The sequence below is a fragment of the Neisseria sp. P0009.S007 genome, assembly GCF_051962515.1.
Window position 1 is genome coordinate 1 of sequence record NZ_JBQCVF010000111.1, and the last position, 6762, is coordinate 6762.

The window sequence follows — 6762 nt, forward strand, 5'->3', positions numbered from 1 at the left end:
TGTTTATATGTAATATTATTGAGTGTAAATACTATCTGGTATATGATTTATAAATTAACTAATTAATGATAGTAAGTTTTACCATTGCTTGCATCTGTAAGGTAGATGGACAATATTAGTTTTCACAATCCCATCTAATGGAAACTTGCATGATTGCGAAATCATGGGTAACCAAGTTGCTGTTGAAACATATAGAAAAATTGTTTGGGTACATGTGTTTCTTAAAAATCTATAATTAATTTCATTTTAGGAAGTTGGATGACTGACAAAATTGCCCACGCCCGCCAAGACGCATCAGGAAATTGGCATTCCCACCCTCTGCAAGACCACCTGCAAAAAGTCGCACAACTTGCTAAGCGTTTTGCAGGGCGTTATGGGTCGTTGTTTGCCGAATATGCGGGGCTTTTGCACGATTTGGGGAAATTTCAGGAAGCTTTTCAGAAATATATCCGTAATGCATCCGGATTTGAAAAAGAAAATGCCCATTTGGAAGATGTCGAATCTACCAAGTTGCGCAAAATTCCGCATTCCACTGCCGGTGCCAAATATGCAGTAGAGCACCTTAATTCGTTTTTTGGGCATTTGTTGGCGTATTTGATTGCCGGGCATCATGCTGGGCTGGCAGATTGGTATGACAAAGGCAGTCTGAAAAGCCGTCTGCAACAGGCGGATGACGAGTTGGCGGCGTCTTTGTCGGGCTTGGTGGAAAGTGGTTTGTCTGAAGACTCTTTTCTTTTATCCAATAATGATTTAACACAAAATTTTCTTGCTTTTTGGGAAAAACCAGAACAGGCAAAACTGTTCAAGGAGCTACATATTTGGATACGTTTTTTCTTTTCCTGCTTGGTGGATGCCGATTTTTTGGATACCGAAGCCTTTATGAACGGCTACGCCGATGCCGATGCCGCGCAGGCTGCCGAATTGCGCCCGAAATTTTCCGGTTTGGATGAGTTGCACCGGCGATATGAGCAGTATATGGCGCAGCTTTATGAAAAATCGGACAAAAACTCATCTTTAAACCAAGAACGCCATGCCATTTTGCAGCAATGTTTTTCTGCCGCAGAAACCGACCGCACTTTGTTTTCTTTAACCGTGCCGACCGGTGGCGGTAAAACTTTAGCGAGCTTGGGGTTCGCTTTGAAACACGCACTGAAATTTGGCAAAAAACGTATTATCTATGCTATTCCTTTCACCAGTATTATCGAGCAGAACGCCAATGTTTTCCGCAAAGCATTAGGCGATGATGTGGTTTTAGAACACCACAGCAATTTAGAAGTGAAAGAAGATAAGGAAACAGCGAAAACTCGTCTTGCTACGGAAAATTGGGACGCGCCGCTGATTGTTACCACTAACGTGCAACTGTTTGAAAGCCTGTTTGCGGCGAAAACCAGCCGTTGCCGCAAGATTCACAATATTGCCGATAGCGTGGTGATTTTGGATGAAGCCCAGCAGCTTCCGCGCGATTTCCAAAAGCCGATTACTGACATGATGCGGGTGTTGGCTCGCGATTACGGCGTTACCTTTGTGCTGTGCACGGCAACTCAGCCTGAACTTGGCAAAAATATCGACGCATTCGGCCGCACCATTTTGGAAGGCCTGCCGGACGTGCGCGAGATTGTGGCAGACAAAATTGCCTTATCGGAAAAACTGCGCCGCGTCTGCATCAAAATGCCGCTGCCAAACGACGAAGCGCAAAGCTGGCAGGAAATTGCCGATGAAATCGCCGCGCGTCCGTGTGTTTTGGTGGTAGTCAATACGCGAAAACACGCCCAAAAACTCTTTGCCGCCCTGCCTTCTAACGGAATCAAGCTACATTTGTCTGCCAATATGTGCGCCACACACCGCAGCGAAGTCATTGCGTTGGTTCGCCGATATTTGGCACTGTATAGCGCAGGCAGCCTGCACAAGCCTTTATGGCTGGTCAGCACGCAGTTGATTGAAGCCGGCGTGGATTTGGATTTCCCTTGCGTTTATCGGGCGATGGCAGGACTGGACAGCATTGCCCAAGCGGCGGGGCGGTGCAACCGTGAAGGCAAACTGCCACAGTTGGGTGAAGTGGTCGTGTTCCGTGCCGAGGAAGGCGCGCCTAGCGGCAGCCTGAAACAGGGGCAGGACATTACCGAAGAAATGCTGAAAGCAGGGCTGCTCGGCGACCCGCTTTCCCCGTCGGCATTTGCCGAATATTTCCGCCGGTTCAACGGTAAAGGCGATGTGGATAAACACGACATTACAAGACTCTTGACGGCAGAATCATCCAATGAAAATCCGCTGGCAATCAAATTCCGCACTGCTGCCGAACGCTTCCGCCTGATTGATAACCAAGGCGTGGCACTCATTGTGCCGTTTATCCCGTTGGCTCATTGGGAAAAAGACGGCAGTCCGCAAATTATCAAAGCAAACGAGTTGGACGATTTTTTCAGACGACACTTGGACGGCGTGGAAGTTTCAGAATGGCAGGATGTTTTGGACAAACAACGCTTTCCTCAGCCAACCGACAACTCCTTCGGGCAAACTGACAGTCCACCGCTGCCCGAGCCGTTTGAAAGTTGGTTCAAATTTTTAGAAAGCGATCCACTCAAACACAAATGGGTTTACCGCAAGCTGCAACGCTACACGATAACGGTGTACGAACACGAACTGAAAAAGCTGCCTGCACATGCGGTTTTTTCTAGGGCGGGATTGCTGGTGTTGGATAAGGGCTATTACAAAGCCGTGCTTGGCGCGGATTTTGACGATGCAGCTTGGCTACCTGAAAATTCGGTTTTATGAAATGAAAGCAATAAGGAGATGATATGAGTTTTATCTTAGAAATCAGCGGTGATTTGGCTTGCTTCACTAGGCCTGAGCTAAAAGTAGAAAGGGTAAGTTACTCCGTTATCACGCCGTCTGCCGCCAGAAACATTTTAATGGCGATATTGTGGAAGCCGGCAATCCGCTGGCGAGTCTTGAAGATAGAAATCCTAAAACCGATTCAGTGGACGAATATCCGCCGTAACGAAGTGGGAACCAAAATGAGTGAACGTAGCGGCTCGCTCTATATTGAAGACAACCGCCAGCAGCGCGCATCCATGCTACTGAAAGACGTTGCCTACCGCATTCACGCCAATTTTGACATGACAAGCGAAGCAGGCGAGGGCGACAACTACGTCAAATTTGCCGAAATGTTCAAACGGCGCGCGAAAAAAGGGCAGTATTTCCACCAGCCTTATTTGGGTTGCCGTGAGTTTCCCTGCCATTTCAGGCTACTTGAAAAGGCTGAAGACGGTTTGCCACGCGAAGATATTACCCAAGATTTCGGTTTTATGTTGTACGACATGGATTTCAGCAAATCCGATCCGCGCGATTCCAATAACGCCGAACCTATGTTTTACCAATGCAAAGCGATAAACGGCGTAATTACCGTGCCCCCAGCCAATAGCGAGGAGGTGAAACGATGATTCTGCACGCGCTCACCCAATACTACCAACGCAAAGCCGAAAGCGATGGCGGTGTTGCCCCGGAAGGGTTTGAAAACAAAGAAATCCCGTTCATTATTGTTATAGACAAACAGGGCAAATTTATTCAGCTGGAAGATACCCGTGAGCTGAAAGGCAAGAAGAAAGTTGGCCGCATTTTTTTAGTGCCGAAAGGCTTGGGCAGGAGCGGTTCAAAATCCTACGAAGTAAGCAATTTATTGTGGGATCACTACGGTTATGTGCTTGCCTATGCCGGAGAAAAAGGGCAGGAGCAGGCGGATAAACAGCATGCTAGCTTTACCGCCAATGTAAACGAATTGAAACAGGCGTTGCCCGATAATGCAGGTGTTGCCGCCATTGCCGCCTTTCTGGCTTCTGCGGAAGAAAAAAGCAAAGTCATGCAGGCCGAAAATTGGGCGGAATGTGCCAAAGTCAAAGGCTGTAATCTCAGCTTCCGCTTGGTGGACGAGGCAGTAGATTTGGTTTGTCAATCAAAGGCGGTTCAGGCATATGTGAGTCAAGCTAATCAGGCACAATCCGATAACATCCCCAAAGGCATTTGCCTGGTAACGGGCAAACCTGCGCCGATTGCGCGGCTGCATAACGCCGTGAAAGGTGTGAACGCCAAGCCCGCCCCGTTTACATCGGTAAATCTGTCAGCTTTTGAATCATACGGCAAAGAGCAGGGCTTTATCTTTCCTGTGGGCGAACAAGCCATGTTCGAGTACACCACTGCCTTAAATACCCTGCTTGCTAGCGAAAACCGCTTCCGTATCGGCGATGTAACAGCCATCTGTTGGAGTGCGAAACCAACTCCGTTGGAAGAGAGTCTTGCTTCTTTGATTAACGGCGGCGGCAAGGACAATCCCGATGCCCATATTGATGCGGTCAAATCGCTTTATAAAAGCTTGTACAACGGCAAATACACAGAACCCGACGGTAAAGAAAAATTCTACCTTTTAGGTCTATCACCCAATTCTGCGCGCATTGTCGTCCGCTTTTGGCATGAAACCACTGTTGCCGCCTTATCCGAAAGCATTGCGGCGTGGTATGACGATTTGCAGATGGTGCGTGGCGAAAACTCGCCATACCCCGAATATATGCCGTTGCCGCACCTGCTGGGTAATTTAGTGTTGGACGGCAAAATGGAAAACCTGCCATCTGACCTGATTGCCCAAATAACCGATGCCGCACTCAACAACCGCGTTTTACCCGTCAGCCTGTTGCAGGCTGCTTTGCGGCGCAACAAGGCGGAACAGAAAATTACCTATGGCAGGGCAAGTCTGCTTAAAGCCTATATCAATCGCGCAATTCGCGCAGGTCGTCTGAAAAACATGAAGGAGTTAACTATGAGTTTGGATAGAAACCGTCAAGACATTGGCTATGTGCTGGGGCGGCTGTTTGCCGTGCTGGAAAAAACACAGGCCGAAGCCAATCCCGGCTTGAACGCCACCATTGCCGACCGCTATTTCGGTTCGGCAAGCAGTACGCCGATTGCCGTATTCGGCACACTGATGCGCCTGCTGCCGCACCATTTGAATAAGCTGGAATTTGAAGGACGTGCCGTACAACTGCAATGGGAAATCCGCCAGATTTTGGAACATTGTAAGAGATTTCCCAACCATTTGAATTTGGAACAGCAAGGCCTATTCGCCATCGGTTATTACCACGAAACCCAATTTCTGTTTACCAAAGACGCATTGAAAAACCTGTTCAACGAAGCGAAAACCGCATAAGGAGCAAATGCTATGACTATTGAAAAACGCTACGACTTTGTCTTTTTATTTGACGTGCAAGACGGCAACCCCAACGGCGATCCCGACGCAGGCAACCTGCCGCGTATCGACCCGCAAACCGGTGAAGGTTTGGTAACCGATGTTTGCCTGAAACGCAAAGTCCGCAATTTTATCCAAATGACCCAAAATGGTGAACATCACGATATCTTTATTCGTGAAAAAATCATTCTTAATGATTTAATTGCTGAAGCCCATCAGCAAGATGAAGTAAAAGACAAACCAAATGGGAGAGAAAAAACCGAAAGTGCGCGTCAATATATGTGCAAACGCTATTACGATATTCGTACTTTTGGTGCGGTTTTAACGACAGGTGAGAATGCGGGACAAGTTAGAGGTCCTGTGCAATTGACTTTTTCCCGCTCTATTGATCCGATAGTAACACTTGAACATACGATTACTCGTTGTGCGCCGGCTAAAGAGGTTGAAAATCCGAAACCTGAGGATAGTGAAGAAGAAAAAGCAAAGAAAGAACGTGGAAGAATGGGGCGCAAATTTACAGTCCCTTACGGCCTATACCGCTGCCATGGCTTTATTTCCGCCCACTTCGCCAAGCAAACCGGTTTTTCCGAAAGTGATTTAGAACTGTTTTGGCAGGCACTCGTCAATATGTTCGACCACGACCATTCCGCCGCACGCGGGCAAATGAATGCTCGCGGGCTCTATGTGTTTGAACACAGCAGTAGTCTGGGTGACGCACCTGCTGATAGCCTCTTCAAACGCATTCAGGTTGCTAAAAAAGACGGAGTGGAAGTGGCAAGGAATTTTGACGATTACCTTGTCAGCGTGGACGATCAAAATCTTGGCGAAACCAAGCTGCTGCGTAAATTAGGCTAAAAATGACCGCACTTTTAACCGAAACCCAAAGGGAAAATCAGGACACACGCCTGATTTCTCTTTCTGCCCTGCAACACTACGCTTTCTGCCCGCGCCAATGCGCACTGATTCACAACGAGCAGGCGTGGATGGAGAACTATTTGACCGCACAGGGCAAGGCGCTGCATGAGCGAGTGGATTCGGGCGAGCCGGAAACGCGCAAGGGCGTGCGCTTCGAGCGGACGGTGCATGTGTCGGCGGAGAAATTGGGCATCAACGGGGTGTTGGATTTGGTGGAAGTGGACACGAAAACAGGCCGTTTGAAACCTGTGGAATACAAACGCGGCAAGCCTAAACCCGACCCAATGGACGAAATCCAGCTTTGCGCCCAAGGTTTGTGCTTGGAAGAAATGACAGGGCAAACCGTTTCTGAGGGCGCGCTGTGGTATATGCAAACCCGCCATCGCGTCCCCGTCGTGTTTTCAGACGGCCTGCGCGCCCAAACACTCGCCACCATCGCCGCCGTGCGCGAGCTGCTAAACAGCGGTCAAACCCCGCCACCCGACTACGGCAAACGCTGCAAAGCCTGCTCGCTGGTGGAGATTTGCCAGCCAGAGTTGCTGGGGAAACAGGATAGGAGTGTGGGGTATGTGATGAGGTTGTTTGGGGATTGAGAAAATTGATGAACGTATAATATG

At 48.6% G+C, this 6762-nt stretch carries 5 protein-coding genes; all 5 read left to right on the plus strand.

Annotation, left to right across the window (positions count from 1 at the left end; genetic code table 11):
- The first annotated feature begins 258 nt into the window (after positions 1-258).
- From ACTHS3_RS09585 to cas4, 5 genes are read left to right on the plus strand one after another with little or no spacing between them, the layout of a single operon-like run.
- Complete coding sequence (locus ACTHS3_RS09585; RefSeq protein WP_070608684.1) at positions 259-2769, plus strand: CRISPR-associated helicase/endonuclease Cas3; 2511 nt, start codon at positions 259-261, stop codon at positions 2767-2769.
- 23 nt (positions 2770-2792) lie between these two features.
- Positions 2793-3437 carry a type I-C CRISPR-associated protein Cas5c gene (gene cas5c / locus ACTHS3_RS09590; RefSeq protein WP_070608686.1) on the plus strand — a complete coding sequence of 215 codons (645 nt, stop codon included), beginning with the start codon at positions 2793-2795 and terminating at the stop codon, positions 3435-3437.
- Positions 3434-5191: a type I-C CRISPR-associated protein Cas8c/Csd1 gene (gene cas8c / locus ACTHS3_RS09595; protein WP_070608688.1), complete on the plus strand. Its 1758-nt coding sequence runs from the start codon at positions 3434-3436 to the stop codon at positions 5189-5191. Before cas5c ends, cas8c begins: the two co-directional genes overlap by 4 nt.
- Positions 5192-5203: 12 nt before the next feature.
- Positions 5204-6085 carry a type I-C CRISPR-associated protein Cas7/Csd2 gene (gene cas7c / locus ACTHS3_RS09600; protein ID WP_070608690.1) on the plus strand — a complete coding sequence of 294 codons (882 nt, stop codon included), beginning with the start codon at positions 5204-5206 and terminating at the stop codon, positions 6083-6085.
- 2 nt (positions 6086-6087) lie between these two features.
- The gene (gene cas4, locus ACTHS3_RS09605; protein WP_070608693.1) at positions 6088-6738 is read left to right on the plus strand and encodes a CRISPR-associated protein Cas4; all 651 of its coding nucleotides are present in this window, start codon (positions 6088-6090) and stop codon (positions 6736-6738) included.
- Positions 6739-6762 lie beyond the last annotated feature (24 nt).